The organism is Macrococcus sp. DPC7161, assembly GCF_004117835.1.
In the GTDB taxonomy this organism is placed as follows: Bacteria; Bacillota; Bacilli; order Staphylococcales; family Staphylococcaceae; genus SDSC01.
On the sequence record NZ_SDSC01000005.1, the window covers coordinates 38322 to 62867 of the forward strand.

24 protein-coding genes are annotated in these 24546 nt (G+C 32.7%); 5 read left to right on the forward strand and 19 right to left on the reverse strand.

Going from position 1 to position 24546, the window contains the following annotated elements; all coding sequences use genetic code 11:
• Positions 1–105: 105 nt before the first annotated feature.
• From ER639_RS08245 to ER639_RS08255, 3 genes are read left to right on the forward strand one after another with little or no spacing between them, the layout of a single operon-like run.
• A complete protein-coding gene (locus ER639_RS08245) occupies positions 106–417 on the forward strand; it encodes a hypothetical protein (protein WP_129065311.1) in 312 nt (103 codons plus the stop codon).
• A gap of 11 nt (positions 418–428) precedes the next feature.
• A complete protein-coding gene (locus ER639_RS08250; protein WP_129065312.1) occupies positions 429–758 on the forward strand; it encodes a hypothetical protein in 330 nt (109 codons plus the stop codon).
• Positions 759–763: 5 nt separating this feature from the next.
• The gene (locus ER639_RS08255; protein ID WP_129065313.1) at positions 764–949 is read left to right on the forward strand and encodes a helix-turn-helix transcriptional regulator; all 186 of its coding nucleotides are present in this window, start codon (positions 764–766) and stop codon (positions 947–949) included.
• 67 nt (positions 950–1016) lie between these two features.
• Here ER639_RS08255 and ER639_RS08260 read toward each other — a convergent pair whose 3' ends face one another.
• From ER639_RS08260 to ER639_RS08290, 7 genes are all read right to left on the reverse strand, one after another.
• Positions 1017–1505 (reverse strand): GNAT family N-acetyltransferase, encoded by a 489-nt coding sequence (locus ER639_RS08260; RefSeq protein ID WP_129065314.1) that lies wholly within the window; start codon positions 1503–1505, stop codon positions 1017–1019.
• A 195-nt stretch (positions 1506–1700) separates the two neighbouring features.
• Positions 1701–2027: a hypothetical protein gene (locus ER639_RS08265; RefSeq protein WP_129065315.1), complete on the reverse strand. Its 327-nt coding sequence runs from the start codon at positions 2025–2027 to the stop codon at positions 1701–1703.
• A 76-nt stretch (positions 2028–2103) separates the two neighbouring features.
• Complete coding sequence (locus ER639_RS08270) at positions 2104–2610, reverse strand: DJ-1/PfpI family protein (protein ID WP_129065316.1); 507 nt, start codon at positions 2608–2610, stop codon at positions 2104–2106.
• Positions 2611–3004: 394 nt separating this feature from the next.
• Entirely contained in the window at positions 3005–3211 is a 207-nt protein-coding gene (locus ER639_RS08275; RefSeq protein WP_129065317.1) for a hypothetical protein, read from the reverse strand.
• Between the two features lie 17 nt (positions 3212–3228).
• Entirely contained in the window at positions 3229–4296 is a 1068-nt protein-coding gene (gene dinB / locus ER639_RS08280) for a DNA polymerase IV (protein ID WP_129065318.1), read from the reverse strand.
• A 233-nt stretch (positions 4297–4529) separates the two neighbouring features.
• Positions 4530–5894 carry a 23S rRNA (uracil(1939)-C(5))-methyltransferase RlmD gene (rlmD, locus tag ER639_RS08285; protein WP_129065319.1) on the reverse strand — a complete coding sequence of 455 codons (1365 nt, stop codon included), beginning with the start codon at positions 5892–5894 and terminating at the stop codon, positions 4530–4532.
• A gap of 8 nt (positions 5895–5902) precedes the next feature.
• On the reverse strand, positions 5903–7696 hold the full coding sequence (locus ER639_RS08290) for a 5'-nucleotidase C-terminal domain-containing protein (RefSeq protein WP_129065320.1): 1794 nt from the start codon (positions 7694–7696) through the stop codon (positions 5903–5905).
• Positions 7697–7799: 103 nt separating this feature from the next.
• Here ER639_RS08290 and ER639_RS08295 point away from each other — a divergent pair, with 103 nt between their 5' ends.
• Positions 7800–8618, forward strand: coding sequence for a glucose 1-dehydrogenase (locus ER639_RS08295; RefSeq protein ID WP_129065321.1), 819 nt, complete (start codon positions 7800–7802; stop codon positions 8616–8618).
• Between the two features lie 91 nt (positions 8619–8709).
• Here ER639_RS08295 and ER639_RS08300 read toward each other — a convergent pair whose 3' ends face one another.
• The 8 genes from ER639_RS08300 to gatC all read right to left on the reverse strand — a co-directional run bounded on the left by ER639_RS08300 (position 8710) and on the right by gatC (position 16522).
• Positions 8710–9660 (reverse strand): diacylglycerol kinase, encoded by a 951-nt coding sequence (locus ER639_RS08300; protein WP_129065322.1) that lies wholly within the window; start codon positions 9658–9660, stop codon positions 8710–8712.
• Positions 9661–9673: 13 nt separating this feature from the next.
• Positions 9674–9850 (reverse strand): hypothetical protein, encoded by a 177-nt coding sequence (locus ER639_RS12295; protein ID WP_164993400.1) that lies wholly within the window; start codon positions 9848–9850, stop codon positions 9674–9676.
• Positions 9850–11313: a helicase HerA-like domain-containing protein gene (locus ER639_RS08305; protein WP_129065323.1), complete on the reverse strand. Its 1464-nt coding sequence runs from the start codon at positions 11311–11313 to the stop codon at positions 9850–9852. Before ER639_RS08305 ends, ER639_RS12295 begins: the two co-directional genes overlap by 1 nt.
• Positions 11314–11435: 122 nt before the next feature.
• The gene (locus tag ER639_RS08310) at positions 11436–11966 is read right to left on the reverse strand and encodes a GrpB family protein (protein ID WP_129065324.1); all 531 of its coding nucleotides are present in this window, start codon (positions 11964–11966) and stop codon (positions 11436–11438) included.
• Positions 11967–12398: 432 nt separating this feature from the next.
• Complete coding sequence (locus ER639_RS08315; RefSeq protein WP_129065325.1) at positions 12399–13211, reverse strand: tyrosine-protein phosphatase; 813 nt, start codon at positions 13209–13211, stop codon at positions 12399–12401.
• Positions 13212–13334: 123 nt separating this feature from the next.
• Positions 13335–14762 carry an Asp-tRNA(Asn)/Glu-tRNA(Gln) amidotransferase subunit GatB gene (gatB, locus tag ER639_RS08320; protein ID WP_129065326.1) on the reverse strand — a complete coding sequence of 476 codons (1428 nt, stop codon included), beginning with the start codon at positions 14760–14762 and terminating at the stop codon, positions 13335–13337.
• A gap of 12 nt (positions 14763–14774) precedes the next feature.
• Complete coding sequence (gene gatA, locus ER639_RS08325) at positions 14775–16220, reverse strand: Asp-tRNA(Asn)/Glu-tRNA(Gln) amidotransferase subunit GatA (protein ID WP_129065327.1); 1446 nt, start codon at positions 16218–16220, stop codon at positions 14775–14777.
• Between the two features lie 2 nt (positions 16221–16222).
• Positions 16223–16522, reverse strand: a complete 300-nt coding sequence (gene gatC, locus ER639_RS08330) for an Asp-tRNA(Asn)/Glu-tRNA(Gln) amidotransferase subunit GatC (RefSeq protein ID WP_129065328.1) — start codon at positions 16520–16522, stop codon at positions 16223–16225.
• A 201-nt stretch (positions 16523–16723) separates the two neighbouring features.
• Here gatC and putP point away from each other — a divergent pair, with 201 nt between their 5' ends.
• Positions 16724–18265: a sodium/proline symporter PutP gene (gene putP, locus ER639_RS08335; protein ID WP_129065329.1), complete on the forward strand. Its 1542-nt coding sequence runs from the start codon at positions 16724–16726 to the stop codon at positions 18263–18265.
• Positions 18266–18340: 75 nt separating this feature from the next.
• Here the strand turns inward: putP and ER639_RS08340 are convergent, their stop codons facing one another.
• Genes ER639_RS08340 through pcrB form a run of 4 tightly spaced genes read right to left on the reverse strand, consistent with a single transcriptional unit; the run spans position 18341 to position 24381 of the window.
• Complete coding sequence (locus ER639_RS08340; RefSeq protein ID WP_129065330.1) at positions 18341–19513, reverse strand: CamS family sex pheromone protein; 1173 nt, start codon at positions 19511–19513, stop codon at positions 18341–18343.
• 14 nt (positions 19514–19527) lie between these two features.
• Positions 19528–21519: an NAD-dependent DNA ligase LigA gene (gene ligA, locus ER639_RS08345; protein ID WP_129065331.1), complete on the reverse strand. Its 1992-nt coding sequence runs from the start codon at positions 21517–21519 to the stop codon at positions 19528–19530.
• A 14-nt stretch (positions 21520–21533) separates the two neighbouring features.
• Positions 21534–23690, reverse strand: coding sequence for a DNA helicase PcrA (gene pcrA, locus ER639_RS08350; protein ID WP_129065332.1), 2157 nt, complete (start codon positions 23688–23690; stop codon positions 21534–21536).
• A 1-nt stretch (position 23691) separates the two neighbouring features.
• The gene (pcrB, locus tag ER639_RS08355) at positions 23692–24381 is read right to left on the reverse strand and encodes a heptaprenylglyceryl phosphate synthase (protein ID WP_129065333.1); all 690 of its coding nucleotides are present in this window, start codon (positions 24379–24381) and stop codon (positions 23692–23694) included.
• Positions 24382–24546 lie beyond the last annotated feature (165 nt).

The following is a 24546-nucleotide window of genomic DNA, read 5'->3' on the forward strand; positions in this document are numbered from 1 at the left end:
TTATTAATATTGTCTACTTTAAATGTCAAAAACTTTTGACATTATATTAGGTTGTTGTTATATTAAAAATGTAAAAAAGATTTGACATTTAAGGAGGTTTAAAATTTGATATTAAAATTAGTTATTGCCTTGTTGCTTTTGATCGGTATATTCATTTTCTTCATAAAATACTTAACATTAGACGCACCAACAAAAGTATATGATGAAAGAAAACAAAGAATACTTATTGAAGTATTCTCAAATACACTGATTTATTTAATTGCCATTTGGTTCATCATTATCATCTTTAAAACAATAGGATTTAAAAATTTAGATTTTGATTTTTTAAATGAGTATAAAGAAGTTGCAAATCTTGGTTTAACCTTAGCTTTACTAGTAATAAATTACATAAGTATCAACAAAAAATACAATGTCTAGGAGTGACTAACATGAATATATTCGGATTGATTTGCATATTTATTTTTAGTGCTTTATGGACTTTTTTAACAAAAAAATATTTGCCTAAAGATATAATTGAAGGGACCAATAAAAAAATTGATGAACGTCAAACTAAAATAATTCTAGAAGCTTTTTCATATACTTTAGTATGGACAGTATATGCCTTAATACTAGCAATAATTTTAAAATTATTCGGTATAGGACATCCCGAAAAAAGTATTTTACCAGAGTATCCAGAAGTATTTTATTTAATTATCATTATTATTATGCTTTTACTTAGTTTTGTTTATACTAAATATAAGTATAGTGCTAAGGGATGATTGCATTGAAGAATAAAATAAAAGAATTAAGAAAACAAATAGGAATGTCTCAAGCTGAATTAAGCAAGAAAATGGAGGTATCTCGTCAAACAATTAATGCTATTGAAAATGATAAATATGATCCAACATTATCTCTCGCTTTTAAATTAGCAAAATGTTTTAATGTTACAGTTGATGAGCTATTCTCATAAAAAAGCCAAGTATTGAATTTTTATCAATACTTGGCTTTAAATTTACTTTCTTACACTTACATTTATATTATCTAAATAAATACACATTATAATTATCATAACTCACATCATATACAAATCCTAATGATTCTGCTGTTTTTATAGAAGGATAATTATTATACTTTGTTTGTGCTACTAATCTAAACTTATTTTGAGTAATTGAATTAACATGATTGATAATTACTTCCGCGGCTTCTTTTACAAACCCTTTTCTTGTTTTTTGAGAAGAAATTCTATAATAGATATTTAATACTATTTCATTTTTTAATTCTTTTCTTCTTAAACCACACACTCCAAATGGTATATTGTCTGTATTATCAATTAATACATAATATCCATATCTGTGTCTATCGTGGTGTTCTTGCCATTGTTGATAAGTATTATGAAAATCTTCAATTGATGATTCAGGTCCATTTGGATTAAATTGATTTGCTACTGGATCTGCATGAATTTCAAATATTTTTTTAAAATATTTTTCTTTAGGGACATCAATTAGTAATCTGTTTGTTTTTAGCATTATTTCCTCCCTATATTAACAATTTAAAAATTATTTCTGTAACATCATTTATCCCTAAATTATCTGTATTTATTGTTGTAATATCATTCATTCTTTTGAACGATGAAATACAATTGTCTATTTGTTGATATGGCCATGAGCCTATCGGTTCTCCTCGGTTTTCTAACCTTTCAACAATAGTTTTATGACTAGCAATTAATATAAATTGTTTACATTCGTTATGTGGTATTCCTTAAGAATTTCATAAAAATACACCTGATTGGTAATAGTCATAGGAATTAATATTATTTTCGTTGTTTCATAAAAGAGTTTTTTCAATAATAAATTATTAATAATCCACCATTCTTTATAATCTTGAAAATCATAAAGCTTTAATTTCGATGGTAAAATTGAATTTATCATATTCCCAGATATTTCTGGATCAAAAATGATACTATTATTAATTATTTTATTTAACATTTCAACACAAGTAGTTTTTCCTGTACCAAACGCACCATTTATCCAGATAATTCTATACTTCAAATTAACATCCCCACTAAGTTTTTTTCTTAAATATTCATAGCATCTTTAAGAATTCATATTAAAATTATAGAAACTATCATTCTGCTTTAAACTCTTTAAAAAATTTTATAGTTTCTAAATAATCCTCTTCATTTTTATATAAATTCATTTCTTTTAACATTTGAATTGCAAAGTCGACATATTTGTTGGGTGGACTTAATAGAATATTTTCATATAGAAATACATCTGGTTTATTGATTTTATTAAAATCAATTTCAAGTAATTCACTAATGATATATACACCACCACAAATTGCTCCAATCAATACATCCGAATTGTTCTGAAGCTTCAACAATAATGATTTTAATGATGCTTTATCAACTAAATTTGAAGGATTACCACCCGTTATAGTAAATGATTTGATAGTTTCAATATCAATATCTTTTAATAGCATATCAACTTGTATTTTGAATCCCTCATGTACTTTTACTGTTTCTTCTTCCCCTACAATAACAACCTGTTCATTTTGACTGGATAAGAAATTTGCCAACAAAACAACTTCAAATAGCGCGCATTCTTTAAAAATAAAAATATAATGCTTCATTAAATATTCCCCCTTTATAGCATTATATAGTTATCTTATAATTCTGACTACTTATAGTTATTGGTTGCCAATTCCTTCAGTAATACTTGAATCAAAGAATCATCTGTGGCTCATCTGGTCCCTACACTTGGGCTGCAGATTCGGCTGTGGCTCATCTGGTCCACACACTTGAGCTGCAGATCCATCTGTAGCTCATCTAGTGCCCACACTTGAGCTGCAGATTCGGCTGTGGCTCATCTCTTGCTAACACTTGAGCTGCAGATCCATCTGTAGCTCATCTGGTGCTCTCACTTGAGCTGCAGTTTCATCTGTAGCTCATCTGGCGCTCACACTTGAGCCGCAGATCCCGTTCACCCAATAAAAAACCATCCTACTAATATAGGATGGCTTAAAATTATTTATGTCTCGTACGTTTAATGTTTTGTTTTAAACTTTCTTTTGTTACAGGTCTTTCTAATTTATGGTCAATCCAGAATAAGAATACTGCTACGACAATAATACCGATTAAATTTAACACGTTAAATCCATGTTCCATTGTTTGCTTCACAAACATAATTAATAACAATGCTGTAATTCCAATGATCGCAAATTTAAATTTCATTTTTCACACTTCCTCGCTTATAGAAAATCATAGATGGTTAAATTTTCGTATGTTTTATTATTTATATTCCCGATTTGTATACCAATTAAACGTAAATTTTCATTTGGGTCTTTTAATTCTGTATATAGTAACACTGCTGTTTGATATATGGTTTGATGTTGGTCTGTTTTGTTCATGAGTTTGGTTTGTTTTGTATGTGTTTTAAAGTCAGTTGTTTTTATTTTAACCGTCACAACATCTCCGACCATATGCTTTTCTTGTAACTTCTCAGCGACGCGTTCACTGAGTTGATCGAGTTTTTGTAATAGGAATGTTTCATCTGATACGTCATATGAAAATGTGGTTTCTTTTCCTATTGATTTTCTTACTCTTGTAGGTTCCACAATATCTGTACCAATACCTCTAGCTTTATTGTACAAGCTTTCTCCATGTTTACCAAATAACTCGGTCAGTTCACCTTTAGTTTTTTCATATAAGTCTTTGCCTGTATAAATGCCTAATCGTGTCATTTTCTCTTTCGTTACTTTTCCGACACCTGGAAATTCACCAATATCAAGTTGATGTAATATGTCTAACACATTATCATGTGAAATAATGGTTAAGCCGTTCGGTTTGTTCATACCAGATGCGATTTTGGCTAAGTACTTATTATATGAAACTCCTGCTGAACATGTAAGCTTAGTTGCGTTATATACATCTTGTTTAATATGCATTGCAATTTGTGATGCACTTAAGTCTCTTCTGACAAGGTGGGTAATATCTAAATAGGCTTCATCTAAAGATAACGGTTGAACTAACTCGGTATAACTTTTAAAGATATCCATAAATATTTTAGAAACGGCTTGATACACATCAAACCTTGGTTTCACATAAATACCGTCTGGACAAAGTTGATGCGCACGTGAAGTGGGCATTGCTGAGTGTACTCCGAATTTACGTGCAGCATAATTACAAGTCGCAACAACACCACGATGACGACTTAGTCCACCTACTATTATCGGTTTCCCTTTATATTCAGGATGATCCCTTTCCTCAACTTGCGCAAAGAAAGCATCCATATCAATATGAATAATTCTTCTTTCCATTTCATCACTTCTTTTATTTACTCGTAAATTTATTATATATGAATTGTGAGAAAGAAGATAATGATGGGGATTAAATTTATAATAATTGATATGCCTATAATTTTGAACAAGGACTTTTGTGGTTGGGTGGCTAGTATTTCGTTAATACTAGCCAGTCGTTACTATTTTTAACCTGTTTTACCACACCTTCACAAAAAAACACAGACCTCATATTGGTCTGTGTTTCAATGATATTATTTTGTTAATCTAACAACACATTCTACATGCGCTGTTTGTGGGAATAAGTCAACTGGTTTCACTGTTTCGATTTTGTATCCTGCATCTGCAAATTTACGGCAGTCGCGGGCACATGTTGATGGATTACAGCTTACGTAGACGATCTTTTTAGGATTTTGTTTAATAAGTGTTTGGATGAAGTCGTCGTCTAATCCTTTACGAGGTGGATCGACAACCGCAACATCAAACTTCACGCCTTCTTCACTCCACTTCGGTAAGATTTCATCTGCAGCACCTGTTTCAAAATGCGCATTTTCAATACCATTAAGTTTCGCGTTCTGTTTCGCCATCTTAATTGATTCATGGACAATTTCCATTGCATAGACTTGTTTTGCTTCTTTTGCTAATGCTAATGAAATTGTACCGATACCACAATAAGCATCCAACACAGTTTCTGTACCGTTTAAATCAGCCGCTTCAAGTGCCAATTTATAAAGTTCTTCTGCTTGCGGTGTATTGACTTGGAAGAATGAGTTTGGAGATACTCTAAATTCTAATCCTAACATTTTATCCGTATAATACGGTGTACCATGTAACACAGTATTATTACGTCCTAATATCGCATTACCTTCTTGATTATTGAAATTCAATACAACGCTTTCCACGTTATCAATCGTATTTACAATATCATGTGTAATAGATTCGATATTTTGTAGACGCTTCTTGTTCGTTACTAAAATAATCATTAACTGCCCTGTATAATGACCACGTTTCACTACGATATGACGCACTTCCCCGTTATGATTACGCTCGTTATAAGGTACGATATCATATTTACGTAAAATATCTCTCACTTTCACAATCGCTTCATCAATTGCTTTATGCTGAATATAGAAATTCTCAATTGGCACTAATTGATGTGAATTCTTACGGAAGAATCCTGTTTCAAGCATACCATTCACTGATCTTACAGGAATTTGAGCTTTGTTACGGTATTCATAAGGTACTTCCATGCCTAAAGTTTCAGCGACTTTAATGTTTTTAAAGTGACCTAAACGTTTAAATGCACTTTCTACTAAATGCTGTTTAAACTTTAATTGTGCTGGATATGATAAATGTTGCAATGTCATCGTACCAATTTGTCGACCTTTAATATCCTTTTCAGCAACTCGATCTTCGCTTTCCGTTTGAATCGATACCAATCTAGCAAATCCAAATGTCTTTCCGACTTTCATGACTTTAATGGTAACGTCTTCTCCTGGCAAAGCACCTTCGACGAAAAATGGGTAATCATCGATTTTAACGACACCTGATCCTTCGTGTGTTAAATCAACAACTTTCCCTTGCAATTCATCATTTTTCTTAAAATTAATTTGTTTCATGTGTTCTCCTATTGGTTCGTTATTTCAAATACTTGGTATTCACCATGCATTTGATTTGTTGCACGTATATTAGATGCTTCTTTAGCATTTGGGCTTGTAATAAATGGATAAGGACCATTATGTTTAAATTTAAATGGAATACTAGGTTCAAAATCTAAGCCATATGATTTTATATAATCAATGACAACTTGCCTTACTTCTAAAGTTTCTATTGGTATTATCGTCATATTATCTTGTAATATTGGACAAAAACTTAATCGATAATCATTTGTTAATACTGTAAAAATCGCTTCATCATTTACAGGTGCACCATTAAATATAACATCATTTACTCGATTTGTATTGTTAATCTTTTCCCCAATGTTAGAATATCTTGCTGGCACACTTAAATCGATTGTATATGATAATTCGTAAAAGATGTCTTGATTGTAACTTGGAAACCCTGGTTCTGTTGATTGATTTTCCTTTAAAATCAATGGTTGATCTAGTGTATTGAAACACGATACTGACCATTCTAACCATTCTTTTAATACTTTGCCAGTCACATTACATGCAGCCATCGTATTTGGGAATCGGTATATACTAATTGCATCCTTTAAAGTAAGCGGGCCTGCAGGAATATCGACGTAATCATAAATACCATCACGTCCTGCTTTTATCGGTGCACTTGTACTTATAATCCCTTCACTACCTAAATCCATCTCTTTCGTGATTTCCATAAATTTATGTTTGCCAGCTTTAGCAACAATTTCAACCGCACGACTTGGTGCAATTTGTGAGAAATAACTTTGTATTGGAACATTTGTATGTCCTATCGGTTGTGCGATATAAGCTAACAATGCTTCATGTGTTTTTTGATTTAATTTTACTAAGTCTTCATCTATTTGCAGTGCCGCTTCTTTTAAATGGATGACTTTACTTTGTCCATTTTGTATAGAGAATTTTTTACTTTGTTTATCAAAGTCCAACTCGAAGTCAATTTGTCCTAAATGACTTCCGAATGAAACGGGTTGCACTGCAAAAGTATTAAAGATTTTCCCTTTTTCAATATCTACATTTGGTAAGTCTTTGTAATCATCGCTTGGGAACATTTGATGTGTATGACCAAATACTAGAGCATCTAAATCACTGTTTTTAGCAAGTTGATAAACTAAGTTCTCACCTGTCGTTTTCTCTAAATCACTTGTATTCATTCCAGTATGTAATAAGCCAATAATCAAGTCACAACCCGCTGTTTTTAATTGCTGTGTTGTTTGTTGTAGCGCTTCAATCATTGGTTTAACAATCACTTTATCTTCTAAATGCGCTTTGTCCCATTTCAATATTTCTTCAGGTACGACACCTGTAATCCCAATTTTAATAGGTGTGCCATCATGGAATGTACGTTCTAAAATGGTATAAGATTGTGTTAATGGTTCGTTATTTTTATCGAAGACATTACAATTCACAATTGGAAAAGTTGTTGAATGGATATAGTCGTTTAAATAATTTAATCCATAGTTAAATTCATGATTACCAAATGTACTTACATCCATCGGAATTTGATTCATCATTTCTGCCATAGGATGAATCTTTAGTGCATTGGATGCTGCATAGTCTGCAATAATATTCCCTTGTAATACATCGCCATTGTCTAAACAAAGTGTTAATATCCCTTTTTGTTCATTTTCTTTTTTTATTGCCCTCATTTTACTACCAGCTAATATTAAGCCATTTTCCATTGATGCTTGATTTAAAAAATAATCGTATAAACTGATATGACTGTGCACATCGCTCAGTGCTAAAATGGATAATTGATACATAATATGCCACCTTTCCCTTTTATTCTATAAAAAATCATTAGAAGTGTCACATTATATTGCATAATGATGTAAATATCGGGTAATTGGAAAATGAGGTGATATGATGTATCAAGATTTAAAAGGTAAAGTAGCCATCATTACAGGTGGTGCATCAGGTATAGGTAAAGCAATTGCATTAAGACTCGCAGATGAAGGGGTCAATATCGTATTGAATTATCGTTCAAGAAGTGATGAAGCGAAAGCATTAATTGAAGTGATTAAAGATAAAAAAGTGGATGCAATTATGGTACAAGCAGATACGACAAATAAAAATGACTTTGAGAACTTAATTAATGAAACGATTAACCATTTTGGTGCATTTCATATATTAGTGAACAATGCCGGCATTCAAAGTGATATCGTCAGTCATGAAATGTCTATCGAAGACTTTGATAAAGTCATCAATGTCAATTTACGTGGTACTTTCATTGGTTGTCAACTCGCTCTCAAACACTTTATGGATCGAAAGTTTAAAGGCAATATCATTAACGTTTCTAGTGTGCATGAAATTATACCGTGGCCTCATTACACCCACTACAGCGCAAGTAAAGGTGCCGTGAAATTAATGACGCAAAGTTTGGCATTAGAATATGCACGCGTACAAATTCGCATTAATAATATCGCTCCAGGCAGTGTCAATACACCTATTAACGCTGAAAATTTTAAAACAGCACAAGATAAAAAAGACGCTGATTTATTTGTGCCAATGGGTTATGTTGCAGAACCAGAAGAAATTGCAAGTGTCGCCGCCTTTTTAGCAAGTAAGGAAAGTAAATACATAACGGGACAAACTATCGTCGCAGATGGCGGGTTAAGTTTATATCCTTCACACCGTAACTTTGAATATGATGAATTGTTAGAATCATTTACGGATGAAATATAAAAAATAAAAACCAAACGAAATGACAATCAACATCAATTGATACTTTCGTTTGGTTTTTTATTTATTATCCAATTATTTACTGAAGTGTATATTACTCTTCTTCATAAGTTTCGTATTGCTCTTTAATTTCATGTTTTTTATCAGGATTGATGACTTCAAGCTGACTGTAAACATTAATATGACGTTCTAAGTTCACGAAGTGTGCTGGTAATATACCACCGAATTCTCCATCCACATTCAATTGAACTTTTTCAAAAGAAGATACTTTGATGTCGCTCGCTTTATGGTAATGCACTTTAGCATGTTTGATATGATCTCCTCTTGCAGCTAAAGTCATAACATGTCCGAACTCTGCAAAGTTTACTTTCTCCAAGATTAATAACGTAAATTTACCGTCATTTATCGATGCATCCGGTACTAATTTCTCGAAACCACCGATTGAATTCGTTAAACCAATTAAAAATAACATTGCCTCGCCACTAAATACTTCACCATCATATTCAATACGGACATCTGTCGCTTTTATTTCTGGTAACATTTCAAGTCCTTTAACGTAATACGCAAGTGGTCCAAGTACTGTCTTAAGTTTACTTGGTGCTTCATAACTCACTTCAGTGATTTTACCACCACCTGCGATATTAATAAAATATCGATTGTTCATTTTACCAACATCAACCGGCACAGTATCACCTTGAATTATGACATCTACCGCTTCCATAATATCTCTAGGAATTAATAAAGCGCGACCGAAGTCATTGACTGTACCCATTGGAATGACACCAATATTTGGACGATGTTCTTGTTCAGCGATACCATTAATAACTTCATTAATCGTTCCATCACCACCAGCAGCAATCACTAAATCAAAGCGTTCTTCGACTGCAAAGCGTGCTGCATTAATAGCATCTCCAGCTGCCTTTGTTGCATATGCACTTGTTTCATATCCAGCGTCTTCTAACTTTATCAATACGTCAGCTAATGATCGTTTAAACAACTCACGACCAGAAGTTGGATTGTAAATAATTCTTGCACGTTTTCTCATAAGTAAACCTCAATCACTGTTTTTTAAGGATATTTCGATCCTTTAAATACATTCTAAATAAAATAAATGTTACAACAACAATACCAATTTGAAACCCTTTTTTCATTGTACCGTCATGTTCATATATAAATAAACCATACATCAAACCAAAATTCAGTAACATCAATACAATATACACAATCGATCGCATTAACGTCTTCTACCACCAAAGATGTTTCTTACAATTTCACGACCAATTTGACGGCCTACTGATGATAAAATGTTAGTTGCAACACGTTGTAATTCTGAAGGTTTTTCAGATTTTTTTGCCTTTTGCGTTTCTTTTTCAATTTTTTCTTGTGCTTTTTGTTCTTCTGCAGCAGCTTGTGCTTTCGTTTGTTCGTCGAATTTCTTTTGTAACATTTCAAATGCACTTTCACGGTCCACACTATTTAAATACGTTTGGTGGAATGGATTACCTTCAAGCACTTGTTTTTGTACAGTAGGATCAATAACTCCAATTTTACTTTCAGGTGGTCTAATAAATGCACGCTCAACGATACTTGGTTGACCTTCTTCATTTAACGTTGAAATTAAAGCTTCACCCGTCTTTAATTCGCCAATAACACTTTCAACATCAAGTTCTGGATTTTGTCTAAATGTTTCAGCAGCACTCTTCACTGCTTTTTGGTCACGTGGTGTGAATGAACGTAATGCATGTTGTACACGGTTACCTAATTGACCTAATACTTCATCTGGAATATCGATTGGATTTTGAGTAATAAAGTACACCCCTACACCTTTTGAACGAACTAAACGTACCACTTGTTCAACTTGCGTTACAAATGATTTTGGTGCATCTTTAAATAATAAATGCGCCTCATCAAAGAAGAATACAAGTTTCGGTTTATCCATATCTCCGACTTCAGGTAACTCTTCAAATAACTCCGTTAATAACCATAATAAGAACGTAGAATATAATACAGGCTTTGTATACAATTGATTTGCCATTAAAACGTTAATAACACCTTTACCTGATGCATCTAATTGCATGAAGTCACTTAATTTTAAAGCGGGCTCTCCAAAGAAATCTTCAGCATTTTGTCCTTCTAATTCTAATAACTTACGCTGAATTGCACCAATTGATTGTTTAGATACATTACCATATTGGCTTGAATATTGATCTGCATGGTCTCCCATGTCTTTTAATAAACATTGTAAATCTTTTAAATCTAGAAGTAATAAGCCATTTTCATCACTAATTTTAAATGCGATATTCAATACGCCTGTTTGTACATCATTTAATTCTAATAAACGCGATAGCAATAATGGCCCCATTTCTGAAATTGTCGCACGTACTGGCGTACCGTCTTTACCGAAAATGTCCCATAAACGTACAGGGAAAGTTTGTGGATTATAATCCGTAATATTAAGATTTGTTAATCGCTCTTGAACTTTCTCGTTTACCGTTATAGCTTCTGCGATACTCGCCAAATCACCTTTAATATCCGCTAAAAATACAGGTACACCTGATTTTGAGAATTGTTCTGCCATTACTTTTAAAGTAATGGTTTTTCCAGTACCAGTAGCACCCGCAATAAGACCGTGTCTATTCGCCATTTGTAAATTTAAAACGATATCTTTATCATTTTTTGCAATATTAATCGCTGTCATATGCTCACTCTTTTCAGTTGATTAGTGTTAATACTTTTATTTTACATTAACGAATTGATTATGCAATTTTTAACGTACAAAAAAAGGAATGAAATTTTCATTCCTTTGGTTGATTGATTTGATTACTTATTAAATTGTTTATTTAATTTATACCACTCAATAGCGACACGTTCTAACTTAGCAATATAATCGTCTTTCACTTTTTTATACATATCATATTGATTTGGATATTGTTTTGCCAATCTTACTTTTAAGTTTGTATAAGCTGCACGTTCTTCTTTATGTGTACGTAAATAATCTCTTACTGCTAAGCGACGATCTATCGCATAGAAGTCATGGCGTTCCACTAAGATGATATATGTATTCAATTGACCACTCGATTTAACAAACATTACATTACGTTCTTTTTCCAAATCATTATGGATTAATTGATAGCCAATCGCTTCCATTTCTTCTTGATACTCTAAAACACGTGATAAATCTTTCACCACTGGTAATATATCTAATGAATCTATTAATGTATGATCACCTATTGCACTGCTACCAAAATGATGAATTTCAACAATTTCATTTCTAAATATTTCAATTAGCTGTTTAGACTCCTCAATAAACATGGCTTCATACTTTGATTTGACATTATAATACTCTATCATACAATTCCTCCAAAAATGCTTAGTAGCACTTTGATTGATGATACGAAAAATTTTTTATTATTTAAATATTATCCGTATTTTACCACACAATATGTAAAATTTCTACATTTTACAATAATACGTCGTTAACCCTTTGAAAAATGCATTAAATAATAATATTATTACCAAAATACATTGAGTTAAACATTTTTTCTTGATTAAATTCTATTTTATATGATTTATTTTTAAAAGCCAGTTATAAATTGACTATATTGTACAATTTTGAACGTGTTCCTAAAACTTTTTCCTAATTTAAAGTAAAGTTCATACTATTTTTCAAAAATAAACACCCCTAAAGTTGATTTATAAGTTTCAACTTTGGAGGTGCATATCAAATTTATTCGATTGGTTTTTATATGTTACTTTGCATCAAATATTTAGTTTATATTATATTTAAAATAACCCTAAAAACTTTTTCTTTTTCTTCTTCTTTTTCACATCTGATTTTTCAATTTTATCTTCTTTAGCGACTTCTCTTGGACTAGAATAACGAATATTCTCTCCATTCAATACTTTCTTAGCATTGTCATCTAACTTTTGTACGATTGCCTCACCGAAAGTCGCTTCAATATGAGCATAGGCTTCTTTCATAAAGAAATCTCTCGTTGTTACATTATGTGCATCACTCGCAACAAAATGAATCATATTATGCTCAATCATTAAATGTGCAATTTGCTTATTGTATTCACCAAGTTTACCAATAACGACACCAGCTGTAACTTGTGCTAACGCACCAAGTTCAATCAATTCCGCTAATTTATTTGGATTTTTTTGAAGTTCACTATTACGTTCTGGATGTGCAATGATTGGTACATAACCTTCTAACGCCATTTGTGTAAAGAGTTGCTCAGTATAAACTGGCACTTCGTGTGAAGGGAACTCTACTAATACATATGGTGCATTAGAATTTAAAGGTAATGCAATACCTTCTTTTAAATCTTTAATCATATCTCCATATATACGCACTTCTTGTGATGGATGTACCTTTAATGGGATTTGATGTGTTTGTAATAATGTATTAACTTTTTCGGTAAGCGCAATAATTTTTGGTCCAAAGTTTTCATATACACCAATTTTATGGTGTGGTGTTGCGATAATATCAGTAATGCCTTGTTCTACAGCACGTCTTGCCATATTTAATGTATCTTCTTCTGTTTGGGCACCATCATCAATACCAAACAAAATATGATTATGGATATCAATCATTTTAATCACTCCTTTAAGAAAAATATATCAACTCAATGAATACACCGCAAGTAAGTATATTTATATTCATTGTAAAAAAGGATTGAGACATTTGTCCCAATCCTATAATGATAATAAGGCAGTTTAACGTTTTTCTAATTCTTCTTTTAAGTATTGGTTTACTAATTGAGGATTTGCTTGGCCTTTAGAGATTTTCATAATTTGACCTACTAAGAAGCCCATAGCTCTTCCTTTACCATTTTTAAAGTCTTCAATCGATTGTGGATTATTATCTAATGCCTCATTTACAAACCCACGTAACGTTTCTGGATCTGAAATTTGAACCAATCCTTTTTCTTCCATGATGACTTTAGGTGCTTTACCTGATTCCACCATGTCAGCAAATACTTGTTTCGCAATTTTTGATGAAATTGTACCATCAGCTAATAACTTCACCATTTCTGATAAGTTTTCTGGCGTTAATTGTGTTTCTAATAAATCCTTTTGGTTTTTATTTAAATACTCGTTCACGCCACCCATTAACCAGTTTGAAGATAATTTAGCATCCGCACCAAGTGCTACCATTGCTTCAAAGAAATCTGACATTTCTTTTGTTAATGTTAATACGTGTGCATCGTATGCTGGTAATCCAAATTCAGAAACATACTTCGCTTTACGTACATCTGGTAACTCAGGAATTGTCGCACGAACACGTTCTTTCCAAGCTTCATCAATGTATAAAGGTACTAAGTCAGGTTCAGGGAAGTATCTGTAATCATCTGAACCTTCTTTAACACGCATTAAGATTGTTTTACCTGTAGACTCATCAAATCGACGTGTTTCTTGCAGAATTTCGCCACCGTTTAATAATACTTCTGCTTGACGTTTTTCTTCATATTCTAATCCACGGCGTACGTAGTTGAATGAGTTTAAGTTTTTTAGTTCTGCCTTTGTACCAAATTCTTTTTGTCCTATAGGACGAATTGAAATATTTGCATCACAACGTAGTGAGCCTTCTTCCATCTTACAGTCAGAAACGCCTGTATATTGAATGATGGCTTTTAACTTCTCTAAATAAGCATACGCTTCTTCAGGTGTACGAATATCTGGTTCAGATACGATTTCAACTAATGGTGTACCTTGACGGTTTAAATCGACAAGTGAATAACCATCTTTATGGCTTAATTTACCTGCATCTTCTTCCATATGTAAACGCGTAATACCAATACGTTTTGTTTCACCATTAACTTCAATATCAATATAACCGTTCTCACCAATTGGCTCATCAAATTGTGAAATTTGGTAAGCTTTCGGATTATCCGGATAGAAATAGTTTTTACGGTCGAACTTTGTTTCAGTTCTAATATCCATATTTAATGCCATTGCAGCACGCATTGCCCAATCAACAGCCGTTTTATTTACAACAGGTAATACACCAGGATATCCTAAGTCAATCACATTGACATTCGTATTTGGGTTTGCACCAAAATGCGCTGGTGAATTACTGAACATTTTTGATTCTGTTTTTAATTCTACGTGGACTTCTAGTCCAATTACCGTTTCAAAATGCATAGTATATTCTCCTTATAATGATTTATAACGTTCTTGTAAGTTAAACACTTGTTCGTAGTTATAAGCAACGTTGTATAATAATTTTTCATCAAATGGTTTACCAATTAACTGTAATCCAATCGGACGGCCGTTTGATTCACCACAAGGAACTGATAATGATGGTAATCCAGCTAAGTTTACAGGAATCGTTAAAATATCATTTGCATACATTGTTAATGGATCGTCAATTTGTGAACCAATATTGAATGCTGTTGTTGGTGCAGTTGGTCCAACAATAATATCGTAATTTTCGAATACTTTTTCGAAATCTTGTTTAATTAATGTACGTACTTTTTGTGCTTTTTTGTAGTAAGCATCATAGTAACCTGAACTTAATGCATAAGTTCCTAACATAATACGACGTTTTACTTCATCGCCAAATCCTTCTTGACGTGTCTTTTTATATAATTCTTCTAAGTTCTTCGCATTTTCAGTTTGATAACCGTAACGAATACCATCAAAACGTGCTAAGTTTGCACTTGCTTCACTTGATGAAAGAATATAGTAAGTTGCTACACCGTATTTAGAATTTGGTAAAGAAACTTCAGAAATTTCAGCGCCCATTTTTTCAAGTTCAGCAATCGCTTGTTTCACGCTTGCACGCACTTCTTCAGATACACCTTCACCTAAATATTCAGTTGGTACGGCAACTTTCAATCCTTTGATATCTTGTTTTAAAGTTGAAGTAAAATCAACATTATCAACAGGTGCACTTGTTGAATCCATTTTATCGTGACCTGAAATGATTTCTAAAATTGTCGCGTTGTCTTCAACATTACGTGTCATTGGACCAATTTGATCTAATGAAGATGCAAATGCAACTAAACCATAACGTGATACACGACCATAAGTTGGTTTCATTCCAACAATACCGCAATATGATGCAGGCTGACGGATTGAACCACCTGTATCAGAACCTAATGAGAATGGCACTAAACTTGCTGCTACTGCTGCTGCTGAACCACCAGAAGAACCACCTGGTACTGCTGTATGGTCAAATGGATTCACAGTTTTTTTGTAGAATGAGTTTTCAGTTGAACCACCCATTGCAAATTCATCCATATTTAATTTACCAACTAAAATACCGTTTTCAGCATTTAATTTATTCATTACTGTTGCATCGTATACAGGATTAAATCCAGTTAAAATCTTAGATGCACAAGTTGTTTCAACGTTTTTAGTGACGATATTGTCTTTGATTCCCATAGGGATACCAAATAAGCGTCCAGTTGGTGTTTGATTATCTAAAGCCTTTGCTTGTTCTAAAGCTGCGTCTTTATTTAACGCTAAAAATGCATTGATTTTCGCATCATCTGCTTCGATATTTTTAAAAGTATCTTCAACCAATTCAGATGGTTTAAGTGTTTTGTTTTGAATCATGTTTGATAAACTTTGAATTGATTCATATCTTAATGACATACTTATTCTCCTCCATCAATAATTGATGGCACTTTGAATTGTCCATCTTCGATATTCTTCGCATTTGATAAAACTTCTTCTTGTGTTAAGCTCATTGAAGCAACATCTTCACGCAATACATTTTGAAGATCTAGTACGTGGAATGTTGGTTCAACATCATCAGTATTTACTTCTTCTAATTGATTTGCAAAATTTAAAATGGCTTCTAATTGAGAGCTGAACTTTGTTGCTTCTTCTTCAGTAATTTCAAGTCGTGCTAAATGCGCAACATGCTTTACTTGATCATTTGATATGTTTGTCATTGGTGACCTCCTACTTTTATATCATCATTAAATTTTACCAAACTTTTTATTAAAAATCTAAAAATAGTTGTACAAAAACATCAATAAATGTGCGAAAATTTAAATTCATATCACAAACAGTCAAAAAAATCAAAAAATTTAGTCTTGAAAACGCTTTAATGTGGTATATAATTAAATTATCTTATTGAAGGGGTGGATTTTATGTTTATTTTGGGACACACGTTTCAAAATGTAAAAATTGAAGCATCATGGATGACCTATGTAATGATTGGTCTGTACTTCCTTATCTTACTTGGGATTGGTTATTATGCATATAAACAATCAACAAGTACTTTAGATGAGTACATGCTTGGAGGTCGAAGTTTAGGACCATTAGTTACTGCTCTATCAGCAGGTGCTGCTGATATGAGTGGTTGGATGTTAATGGGATTACCTGGGTCAGTTTATTCAACAGGTTTATCTGCAACTTGGATTGCAATTGGATTAACTTTAGGGGCATGGTTAAACTATATTTTAGTTGCACCAAGATTACGTATTTACACAGAATTAGCTGACAATGCAATTACAATTCCTGACTTCTTTGAAAAACGTGTATCTGACCATACACGTATGTTAAAAATCATTTCTGGTTTAGTTATCGTTGTTTTCTTTACGTTATACACTCAAGCAGGTATGGTTTCTGGTGGGATTTTATTTGAAAGTGCATTTGGATTAAATTATCATGTAGGATTAATATTAACAGCAAGTATCGTTATTATTTACACATTATTTGGTGGTTATTTAGCGGTATCATTAACCGACTTCTTCCAAGGGGTTATCATGTTAATCGCTTTAGTATTAGTGCCTATCGTTGCATTATTAAAATTAAACGGTTTAGATACATTTGATACAATCGTAGAATTAAAACCAACAAATTTAGATTGGTTTAAAGGTACATCATTTGTAAGTATCGTTTCTTTAATGGCATGGGGATTAGGCTACTTTGGCCAACCACATATTATTGTTCGTTTTATGAGTATTAAATCACATAAACAATTATCAGCAGCAAGACGTATCGGTATTTCTTGGATGGCTGTATCGTTAATCGGTGCTTGTATGACTGGTTTAATCGGTATCGCATTTATTCATGATTCAGGTATGAAATTAGACAATGCTGAGACAATTTTCGTCGTGATGAGTCAAGTGTTGTTCCATCCATTAATCGCTGGATTCTTCTTAGCAGCAATTTTAGCAGCGATTATGAGTACAATTTCTTCACAATTATTAGTAACATCAAGTTCATTAACTCAAGATTTCTATATGTTAATTCGTAAAACATCAATTCAAGAAAAACATCGTGAAAAAGAATTTGTAAGAGTAGGACGTTTATCTGTATTAATCGTTTCTGCTGTATCGATGGCAATTGCTTGGACACCTAATGATACAATCTTAAACTTAGTAGGTAACGCATGGGCAGGATTTGGTGCTGCATTCGGACCTTTAGTATTATTATCATTATTCTGGAAACGTCTAACAAAATACGGTGCCATTACAGGTATGTTATTAGGATCTGCTACAGTTATCTTCTGGATTGTTATGAAAGGTATCTTTAAAGATAACCCTGGTATCTTTGAATTTTATGAAATCATTCCAGGATTTATCGTAAGTTTAGTTTCAACAGTGTTAGTATCATTAGTAACTAAACAACCTGAACAACGTATTTTAGATGAGTTTGATGAAATGGAACAAATTTTAAAATCATAATATGACATAAATAAAAGGAGTGAGACTAATCTCGCTCCTTTTACTTTGCTTTAAAAACAGTTTATTTGATTTAAATTATTGGCCATATACGTGAATGTATGGATCTGATTTCCCTTTTTCTTTTACAATCAATGCAAGAGGTTTATCATTATCCACAATTGAAATTTCAACATCATCTACGCCTCTAAAATGATTCATAGCAAGGTCAGCGATGTATTGTGTTACACCTACAACTTCTGCTTTACCATAATAATCTAATGGCACATTAATCGACATTGACTTTAATTCGTTATCTACAAAATAACCTGTACCGATAGATTGTGTAAAATTAGGAAAGTATTGTTGTAATTGATCATTAAATTGTTTGAAGTTATTGTTTAATTTTTTGTCTAAATCACTTGCTTCAGATGATGGTAACAATACATATTGTTCATTGATGCTATCCCAACTGCCTAGTTTATTACTGCCTTCTTTACTCACAGCATAAGACACAAAATGACCAGGCTTAATACTTTCAGCTGAAGATTGAATAAAGATTGCAAAAGTAATAGGAATGTCTTTTAATGATTGTTTTACACGAAGTCTTGAAAGAATTTCTTTAGCCATTTCTTTTCCTTTTTTCTCAACTTCTTTTTCGTCTAACTTTTTACTATATGTTTCACCATATTCTTCCTTTTGATAGTAATAAACACTATTCATGGCAAGACCAATTGTCATCCCTGAAATGGTTTCACTTTTAGCATCTTTTTCTGTGAAGAAATCTTGTTCGAGAATATGTGATAAATAAGTTGGTGAATTTTCTGCAATCTTTTCTGGGTTTGTTTCACCTTTACGTGAAGGATTTAAACCAAAGTTAGCATATGCATTCTTTTCAATACGCTCATCTTTACTCATTTTATCGATTTCTTCCTTAGTATATTGTGGCTCTAAGTAACTTTCGACTTCAGTTTTTGTTAATAATTGACCATCTCTATACAAATAATCATCTGGTGAAAATTGTTTTTTACTGATATTTAATAGGCCTGTTTCAAATGCTTCACTATTATAGCTACTTGCCATATTTGAGCTTGTTAATCCACGTGCTTGGCTCTCTTTAAATGGCAACAATGTTCTGTAATAATCATTTGAAATTTGAATATCAGTTGAAATTTGTTTTTCCTGTTTCTTTTCTTTATTATTATTTGCGCTTTGATTTGAACAGCTAGCAAGTAATACTGTTGAAAGTATAATGATTCCTAAACGCTTCATCTTGTTCTCCTAACTTATAAATCTTCTAGTGCTTTAACCATATCATTTTCTGACCAAATTTCAATATTTAAACTTTCAGCTTTTACAAGTTTTGATCCTGCATCTTCACCTGCAATGACCAAATCTGTTTTTTTCGTCACAGAACTTGTTACTTTAGCACCTAAATTCGTCAATTGTTTTGTTGCTTCTTGTCTTGATAGAACACTTAATTTTCCTGTTAGCACAATTGTTTTTCCTTCAAATGCAGGGTGACCTTCTATTTCTGTCTTTAATGTACCTGTATATGACATATTCACACCATAATCTTTTAACTTATCAATCAAGCGGATGATGTCTTCATTTTCCATGTAAGTCACTAAGCTCGTTGCCATCTTATGACCGATGTCATTGATTGTAACCAATTCATCTACTGTGACTGTTTTTAAACGATCCATCGTCATATAATTTTCAGCCAATATTTGACAAGCCTTCGCGCCAAGATGTCTAATACCTAAACCGAATAATAAGCGTTCTAGTGAATTTTGTTTTGAATTTTCGATAGCTTCTAATAACTTCGTTGCCTTTTTCTCACCCATTCTTTCCATCGGTAACAACATTTCTTTTGTTAAACCATAAATATCTGCAACATCTTGTATTAAGTCTTCATTAAATAAGCTTTCGACAATCTTTTCACCTAAACCATCAATATTCATTGCAGTTCTAGATACGAAGTGATTCACACCTTCAACGAGTTTAGCATCACACTTAGGATTAATACAACGCTGTGCAACTTCATCTTCAATACGTACTAAATGATGGCCACAAGAAGGACAAATTTCTGGATATTTAAATACGACTGCATCAGGCTTTCTTCTATCCATAACTACACGAACGACTTCTGGAATAATATCCCCTGCTTTTTTAACAACAACACTATCACCAATTCTGATGTCTTTTTCGTTAATCAAATCTTCATTATGTAAAGACGCACGGCTTACTGTTGTCCCTGCGACTTTAACCGGTTCTAATACAGCGGTAGGTGTTACTACTCCAGTTCTTCCTACAGATAACTCAATATCAAGTAATGTCGTCACAACTTCTTCAGCTGGAAACTTATAAGCAATCGCCCATCTCGGACTTTTCGCTGTAAAGCCAAGTTCTTGTTGTTTATGTAAATCATTGACTTTAATAACGATACCATCAATATCATAAGCTAAGTCATTTCTTAATTTCGTCCATTTTTCAATGTATTGAAGGACCTCATCAATATTTTTACAAAGTGCACGTTCATGATTTGTTACAAAACCTAATTCATCTAATTTATCTAGTGCTTCACTTTGACTTTGTGCATTCAATTCTTTTAAATCATTAACGCTATATAAAAATACGCTTAAGTTACGTTTTGCAGTAATTTTTGAATCCAATTGGCGCAATGATCCTGCAGCTGCATTACGAGGGTTTGCTGCTAGTGTTTCACCAAGTTTTTCTTTTTGTTCATTTAATTTAATAAACGACTTTCTAGGCATATACGCTTCACCACGAACTTCAAATGTTAATGGTGAGTCAATTGATAAAGGAATGGCATGAATAGTCTTTAAATTTTCAGTGATATTTTCACCAGTTGTACCATCACCTCTTGTTAAACCTTGTACGAATTTTCCTTTTTCATATTTCAAACTGACAGCAAGACCGTCAATTTTTAGTTCTACCATGTACTCTACTTGCCCAACATCTTTAACAATACGTTCATCAAATGCTCTTAAATCAGCTTCTGAAAATGCATTACTTAAACTAAGCATCGGTGTATCGTGGTTCACTTTTTCGAATCTTGATAGCGGTGTTCCACCAACACGTACAGTTGGTGAATCATCCGTCTTTAATTCAGGATGTGCTTCTTCTATTGCAATCAGTTCGTGTAACAATTGATCATATTCAGCATCTGGTACACTTGGGTTATCTAAAACATGATATTCATAATTGTATTGATTTAACAACTGATGCAATGTTGCTACTCTTGATTTATCCATGTATATTACCTCTATTATTCTTTCTTTGTAATCGGTGCAAATTGGCTAAGTAATCGCTTCATCCCAACAGATTTGAAGATGATATCTAATTCCACTGAACCATCTCTGTCTGTGACATTACTAATTAAGCCTTCACCCCATGCTTTATGCAGCACTTTATCGCCAACTTTATAATCTGATTCCACTTTTTTATGATCAGTAACCACACGTGAATGCGTTCTTTTTTCAAATGGTTTTTTGACTTTTTTCTCTGGTAATTCTAAGATGTCTTGTGGCATTTCATCAATAAATCTAGACTTTTTATTCGCTTGAGTTCTACCAAATAAAGTTCTAGTATCACAATGAGATACATATAAATGTTCTTCTGCCCTTGTAATGGCAACATACATTAACCTACGTTCCTCTTCCATTTCAGATTCGTTATCTAAACTTCTAGAGTGTGGGAAAATCGATTCTTCTAAACCAGCAATAAATACGACTTTAAACTCTAGTCCTTTTGCTGAGTGCATCGTCATTAATGTAATACCCGATTCTAAGTCCGCATTGTCTACATCTGCGACAAGCGATAAATCTGTTAAGAAATTAATTAAAGACTTTTCATCATCAGGTGTTACTTTATCATAGTCCTTAGGCACACTTAAAAATTCTTGAATATTTTCAATACGACTTTGACTTTCTATCGTATTTTCAGATTCTAACATTTTTAAATAACCAGACTGCTTTAATACTTCTTCAGTTAACTCTGTTACTGATAAAAATTCTTGTTGTTGCATGAAATGATCCATCATTTCATAAAACGTTACTAAGTTCTCAGTGGTCTTCTTAGGCAATCCGATAAAATCTACTTCACTAATCGCATCGAAATAACTAATGCCATTTTGTTCAGCATAATTTGCAATCTTTTCCAGCGCTCCAGGTCCAATCCCACGTTTAGGTGTGTTTATAATTCTCGTTAAACTGATGTCATCATTGCTATTTGCAATCAAACGCAAGTAACTTAAAATATCTTTAATTTCTTTTCTATCGTAGAACTTTACGCCACCGACCATCGTATAAGCAATGTTCGATTTCATTAACGTTTCCTCTAATACACGTGATTGTGCATTCGTACGATATAAAATGGCCATATCTTTTAAAGCATAACCTTCTCGCATTTTCTTTTGAATTTCCGAAACGATATATGTCGCTTCATCACGTTCTGAAAATGCTTTATAATATTTAATCTTTGAGCCATAATCATTATCTGTCCATAATGCTTTAGGTTTACGTTCATTATTATTTTTTATGACTTCATTTGCTGCAAACAAAATATTTTTAGTAGAACGATAATTTCGCTCAAGGAAAATCGTTTTTGCATCTTTGTAGTCTTTTTCAAAACTTAAAATATTGTAAATATCTGCACCACGCCAACCATAAATCGATTGATCCGAATCACCTACAACACATAAATTTTTAAATTTATCTGCCAGCATCTTTACTAATAAATATTGTGCTTTATTTGTATCTTGGTACTCATCAACATGGATGTATTGGAATTTATTTTGATAGAAATTTAATACATCTGGAACACGTTCAAATAACTTTAATGTCGTCATTATCAAATCATCAAAATCTAATGCGTGATTTTTAAGTAAGATGTCTTGATATTTTTTGTAAACATTCGCCACCATTAAACTCATATAATCCGTTGCTTCATCTTGCGCATCTTGAGGCGTTTTTAATTCGTTTTTTAAATTAGAAATGGTCGCCACAAACATTTTTGGATCATACTTTTTAGGGTCTATATTTTCTTTCTTTAAGACATCTTTAATCACACTACGTTGATCTGTTGGGTCTAAAATTGAAAAATTACGTTCGATACCAATACGATCAATGTCGCGTCTTAAAATTCGTACGCACATCGAGTGAAACGTTGAAATCCAAATAGCCTCCGCTTGTTCACCGACTAATGCTTCAACACGTTCTTTCATTTCTTTTGCCGCTTTATTCGTAAATGTAATGGCCAAAATTTGATAAGGTGATACCGACTTTTCGTCAATAAGGTATGCAATACGATGCGTTAAGACTCTTGTCTTACCACTACCAGCGCCTGCCATAATTAAAAGCGGTCCTTCTGTCGTTTGTACCGCTTGTTTTTGTTCATCATTCATTCTAGATAATAAGGGATTCATACTAAACCTCTTTCTTTGCTTTTACAGTAGATAAAGCCGATTTTAAATCTGTGTAAATAATATTGCCTACAACAATCGTATCAGCAACGGATAACATGGTCTTTGCTTTCTGTAAATCATCGATGCCACCACCGTAAAATAATCTTGTATTTTGCAGTTGTGATTTCGCAGACTTTAACATTTCAACATCTCCAAATGTACCACTATATTCAATATACATAACTGGGAAATTCAATAATTGCTCAATCATCATCGCATATGCTGAAATATCATCACTGCTTAACTGTGTGTTGGCCTCCGTATATTGAGCCACCTTGCTTTCTGGATTTAAAATCACATAACCTTCCATAGATAACTCTGAAAATTGAATCATATGGCCAAATGCCTTTAACGCTTCTTGTAATTGCCCTGTTTGGAATTTAGAATGCGCAGTATTCAATACACTTGGTACAAGATAGCGATCAAAACCAGGAATGACACTTTCAACATTTGAAATTTCAAGTACACAAGGTAATGGATATCTTCTCACTCTACTCATCAAATCCAGTACATTTTCCATCGTCACATTGTCAGTACCACCCACAATAATAGCATCCGTACCAGATTCACAAATTTGCTCTAATGCTTCATCTGATATTACTTTAGCTGGGTCTAATTTAAATACATGTTGCCAATCTTGTACGTTATACATAATTACTCCTCGAATTTATAATTTTCAATAGTAATATTATATCATTTTTTGTTTCAATTTCACGAGATAAGAACATACGTTTGAGGAGGGTCTGGTACATAAGTGCTCTGACACAAGCAAAAACCTAAGAAAACGAATAAATCAATTTTTAATTTATCGTTTTCT

Bases quoted from the DNA above. Each gene is read 5' to 3' on its own strand.
- ER639_RS08250 (WP_129065312.1), top strand. From the start codon at position 429: ATGAATATATTCGGATTGATTTGCATATTTATTTTTAGTGCTTTATGG.
- ER639_RS08260 (WP_129065314.1), bottom strand. From the start codon at position 1,505: ATGCTAAAAACAAACAGATTACTAATTGATGTCCCTAAAGAAAAATAT.
- ER639_RS08270 (WP_129065316.1), bottom strand. From the start codon at position 2,610: ATGAAGCATTATATTTTTATTTTTAAAGAATGCGCGCTATTTGAAGTT.
- ER639_RS08275 (WP_129065317.1), bottom strand. From the start codon at position 3,211: ATGAAATTTAAATTTGCGATCATTGGAATTACAGCATTGTTATTAATT.
- dinB (WP_129065318.1), bottom strand. From the start codon at position 4,296: ATGGAAAGAAGAATTATTCATATTGATATGGATGCTTTCTTTGCGCAA.
- rlmD (WP_129065319.1), bottom strand. From the start codon at position 5,894: ATGAAACAAATTAATTTTAAGAAAAATGATGAATTGCAAGGGAAAGTT.
- ER639_RS08290 (WP_129065320.1), bottom strand. From the start codon at position 7,696: ATGTATCAATTATCCATTTTAGCACTGAGCGATGTGCACAGTCATATC.
- ER639_RS08295 (WP_129065321.1), top strand. From the start codon at position 7,800: ATGTATCAAGATTTAAAAGGTAAAGTAGCCATCATTACAGGTGGTGCA.
- ER639_RS08300 (WP_129065322.1), bottom strand. From the start codon at position 9,660: ATGAGAAAACGTGCAAGAATTATTTACAATCCAACTTCTGGTCGTGAG.
- ER639_RS12295 (WP_164993400.1), bottom strand. From the start codon at position 9,850: ATGCGATCGATTGTGTATATTGTATTGATGTTACTGAATTTTGGTTTG.
- ER639_RS08305 (WP_129065323.1), bottom strand. From the start codon at position 11,313: ATGACAGCGATTAATATTGCAAAAAATGATAAAGATATCGTTTTAAAT.
- ER639_RS08310 (WP_129065324.1), bottom strand. From the start codon at position 11,966: ATGATAGAGTATTATAATGTCAAATCAAAGTATGAAGCCATGTTTATT.
- ER639_RS08315 (WP_129065325.1), bottom strand. From the start codon at position 13,211: ATGATTGATATCCATAATCATATTTTGTTTGGTATTGATGATGGTGCC.
- gatB (WP_129065326.1), bottom strand. From the start codon at position 14,762: ATGCATTTTGAAACGGTAATTGGACTAGAAGTCCACGTAGAATTAAAA.
- gatA (WP_129065327.1), bottom strand. From the start codon at position 16,220: ATGTCATTAAGATATGAATCAATTCAAAGTTTATCAAACATGATTCAA.
- gatC (WP_129065328.1), bottom strand. From the start codon at position 16,522: ATGACAAACATATCAAATGATCAAGTAAAGCATGTTGCGCATTTAGCA.
- putP (WP_129065329.1), top strand. From the start codon at position 16,724: ATGTTTATTTTGGGACACACGTTTCAAAATGTAAAAATTGAAGCATCA.
- ER639_RS08340 (WP_129065330.1), bottom strand. From the start codon at position 19,513: ATGAAGCGTTTAGGAATCATTATACTTTCAACAGTATTACTTGCTAGC.
- ligA (WP_129065331.1), bottom strand. From the start codon at position 21,519: ATGGATAAATCAAGAGTAGCAACATTGCATCAGTTGTTAAATCAATAC.
- pcrA (WP_129065332.1), bottom strand. From the start codon at position 23,690: ATGAATCCCTTATTATCTAGAATGAATGATGAACAAAAACAAGCGGTA.
- pcrB (WP_129065333.1), bottom strand. From the start codon at position 24,381: ATGTATAACGTACAAGATTGGCAACATGTATTTAAATTAGACCCAGCT.